The organism is Streptomyces humi (assembly GCF_001005085.2).
In the GTDB taxonomy this organism is placed as follows: Bacteria; Actinomycetota; Actinomycetes; order Streptomycetales; family Streptomycetaceae; genus Streptomyces; species Streptomyces humi.
In genome coordinates this window covers 1-3,961 of sequence record NZ_LBMU02000183.1, presented here as the reverse complement: position 1 = coordinate 3,961, position 3,961 = coordinate 1, and the positions used below count along the sequence as shown (strand labels likewise).

Annotated in this window: 1 protein-coding gene; it reads left to right on the top strand. The window is 73.1% G+C overall.

Annotated elements, in window-relative coordinates; genetic code table 11:
• Nucleotides 1-3,961, top strand: a 3,961-nt coding sequence (locus tag AAW13_RS43790) for a non-ribosomal peptide synthetase (RefSeq protein ID WP_143145122.1), incomplete at both ends; no start/stop codon positions are given.

The window sequence follows — 3,961 nt, the reverse complement described above, 5'->3', positions numbered from 1 at the left end:
TTGTTCCAGGCCCTGCTCAACTACGACTTCGCGGAGACCCCGGACGGCGACACCGACCTCACCGCCGCCGACGCGGCCGACGGCGGTGTCGTCGCGAAGTTCGACCTGCGGCTGGTCCTCAGCGACGGCGGACGCGGCCTGGCCGGGGAGTTCGAGTACAGCACCGCGCTCTTCGACGCCGCGACGATCGAGCGGATGTCGGGCCACCTCGTCACCCTGCTGACCGCCGTGGCCCAGGACGCCGGGACGACGCTGTCCCGGCTGCCGGTCCTCACCGCCGACGAGCGGCGCCAGGTGCTCCGGGACTGGAACGACACCGACGCGCCCGTGCCGTCGGCGGCCGGACCGCACGAACTGATCGCCGCGCGGGCCGCGGCCGCACCGGACACCGTGGCGGTCGTCGCGGGCGCCGAGACCCTCACCTACGGCGGCCTGACGGCCCGGGCCAACCGGCTCGCGCACTACCTGCGCGGCATCGGCGTGGGCACCGAGTCGGTGGTCGCCGTCTGCCTGCCCCGCGGCGCCGACACCATCGTGGCCGTCCTCGCCGTCTGGCAGGCCGGCGGCGCCTACCTGCCACTGGACCCCGAATACCCCGTCGAACGACTGGCGTTCATGCTCGCCGACAGCGGCGCCACGGTGCTCGTGGGCACCGAGGACCTGGTCGACGAACTGCCCGTCGGCCGGCTGCGGACCGTCGTCCTGGACGACCCGGCCGTACGGGCCGCGGTGACCGCCATGCCGGCCGGCTCGCCCGGCGCCGCCGTGCTCCCGGACCAACTGGCGTACGTGATCTACACCTCCGGTTCGACGGGCCGCCCAAAGGGTGTGCAGGTCACCCACGCGGGCGTCGTCAACTACGTCACCTCCGTCGTGGACCGCGCCGGGTGGACCGACGGCGGCCGGTTCGGCCTGCTCCAGCCCGTGGTCACCGACCTCGGCAACACCGTCGTCTTCGGCTGCCTGGCGTCCGGCGGAACCCTGCACGTCCTGGACGCCGCCGCGGCGGTCGACGGACGCGCGGTCGCCGCCCACCTCACCACCTGGGCCGTCGACTGGATCAAGGTCGTGCCCTCGCACCTCGCGGCGCTGGCCGCCGACGCCGGCCTGGCCCAGGTGCTCCCCGCCCGTGGAGTCATGCTCGGCGGGGAAAGCGCCGCACCGGACTGGCTGGCCACACTGATCGAGGCCGCCGGGGACCGAGCCGTCGTCAACCACTACGGACCGACCGAGTCCACGATCGGCGTCCTCACCGACCCTCTGACGGCCGACGTCCTCGACACGGGAGTGGTGCCGCTGGGCAGGCCACTGGCCAACACCCGGGTCCACGTCCTGGACGCGGCGCTGCGGCCCGTACCCGTGGGCGTCCCGGGCGAGTTGTTCGTCTCCGGTGCGCAGGTCGCGCGCGGCTACCGCGGTCGCCCGGCCCTCACCGCCGAACGGTTCCTGCCCGACCCGTTCGCCGCCGCCGGGACGCGGATGTACCGCACCGGCGACCGCGTGCGCCGACTGCCCGACGGCCGCGTCGAGTTCCTCGGCCGCACCGACCAGCAGCTCAAGGTACGCGGCTTCCGTATCGAACCCGGCGAGGTCGAGGCGGTTGTCGCCGCCCACCCGGCCGTCAGGTCCGCGGTGGTGGCGGCCGACGGAGAGGGCAGCGAACGCCGCCTGGTGGCCTACCTCGTACCGGCGGACCGTGACGAGGGCGCCCCCGCGGCTGCCGAACTGCGCCCCTACGTCACCGCGCGGCTGCCCGAGTACATGATGCCGTCGGTCGTCGTGGAACTGGCCGAGTTCCCCCTCACGGCGAACGGCAAGCTCGACCGGGCCGCCCTTCCCGCGCCCGGCAGCGTACGACGAGACCCCACCGGCCTGGTGGCAGCGCGCACCGAGACCGAACGGGTCCTCGCCGAGGTGTGGGCCCAGGTCCTCGGCGTGGAACGGGTCGGCGCCGAGGACAACTTCTTCGACCTGGGCGGGCACTCGCTGCTCGCCACCCAGGTGATCTCCCGCATCCGCGAGGTGTTCGGGGCCGAGGTCCCCCTGTCGGCACTGTTCGACCGGCCGACCGTACGCGAGCTCGCCTCCGCCGTGGACGGCTCCGCCACCGGCACGGCCGCCCCGCCGGTCGTCGCCGTCGACCGCGACCAGCCGCTGCCCCTGTCTTTCGCCCAGCAACGCCTCTGGTTCCTAGCCGAGTTGGAACCCGACTCCACCGAGTACAACCTGTCCACCACCCTGCGCCGGCCCGGCACCCTCGACCTCCCGGCCCTGCACCACGCCCTGACCACGCTGGTGGCCCGGCACGAGGTGCTGCGGACCAGGCTGGTGGCAGGCCCGGACGGGGTGGCGCACCAGGTGATCGACGAACCGACGCCCTTCCCCCTGCCCCTGGTCGACCTGTCCGCCGATCCCGACCCACTGGCAGCCGCCCGGGCGTTCGTCGAGGCGGACGCACGCCGCCCCTTCGACCTGTCCGCCGGACCCCTGATCCGCGGCACCCTCGTCAAGGTCGCCGACGACGACCACGTGCTGGCGCTCGCACTCCACCACGTCGTGTCCGACGACTGGTCCGGCCGCATCCTGCGGGACGAGATCACCACCCTGTACGACGCGTTCCGTGCGGGCGACCCCGACCCGCTGCCGCCGCTTCCGGTGCAGTACGCCGACTTCGCCCTCTGGCAACGCCAGTGGCTCACCGGCGACGTCCTCGACGAACAGCTCTCCTACTGGCGCACCACGCTGGCAGGCGCCCCGACCCTGGACCTGCCCACCGACCGCCCCCGCCCGCCCGTACGCTCCAGCGACGGCGGCACGGTGGACTTCCGGATACCCGCCGGTACGGCACAACGGCTGCGCCACCTGACCCGCGAGAGCGGCACCACCCTGTCGATGACACTGCTCGCCGCGGTGAACGTCCTGCTCGGCCGGTACGCCGGCACGGACGACGTGGTCCTGGGCACCCCCGTGGCCAACCGCAACCGGGCGGAGACCGAGAACCTGATCGGGTTCTTCGTGAACACCCTGGTGATGCGGACGGACCTGTCCGGCGACCCGTCGTTCCGGGAACTGCTGGGCCGCGTACGGGAGACGGCACTCGGCGCGTACGCCCACCAGGACCTGCCCTTCGAGCAGGTCGTCGACGCGTTGTCCGTCGAGCGCGACCGCTCCCGCAGCCCCCTCTTCCAGGTCCTATTCGACTACGACAACGGACAGTCCCGCAGCGCCGGCACACCGGACCAACCCGACCAGCAGGCCTCGGCACTACCGGTCCGGTTCGACCTCGTGGTCACGCTCGGGGAGGCCGACGGCACCCTCGCGGGAGAACTCCAGTACAGCACCGCCCTGTTCGACGCCGAGACGATCGAGCGGATGGCCGGCCACCTGATCGTCCTGCTGGACGCCGTCGCCACCGACGCCGACCGGCGCATCGGCGACCTGCCCGTGCTGACCGCCCCCGAACGCGAGGACGCCCTCAACGGCTGGAACGACACCTCCCGGCCGCTGCCCGAGGTGGGCGGGGTGCACGAGCTGATCGCCGCCCGTGCGGTCGAGGCTCCGCGGGCGACGGCCGTCGTGTGCGGTGAGGAATCGCTGACCTATGGCGAGTTGCTGGCACGGGCCAATCAACTGGCCCACCACCTGCGCACGCTCGGCGTCGGAGCCGAGTCGGTCGTCGGCCTGTGCCTGCCGCGTGGTGTGGACATGGTGGTGGCCGTGCTGGCGGTGTGGCAGGCCGGGGGCGCGTTTCTGCCCCTCGACCCCGAGTACCCGGCCGACCGCCTGCGGTTCATGCTCACCGACAGCGGCGCGTCGGTGCTCGTGGGACAGCGGTCCCTGGCCGGCGACCTACCGGCCGACACCACCGTGTGGCTGGACGACCCCGACGTCAGGCGCGCCCTGGACAGCCAACCGGTCACCGCACCCCAGGTCATCGTCCGTCCGGATCAGTTGGCGTATG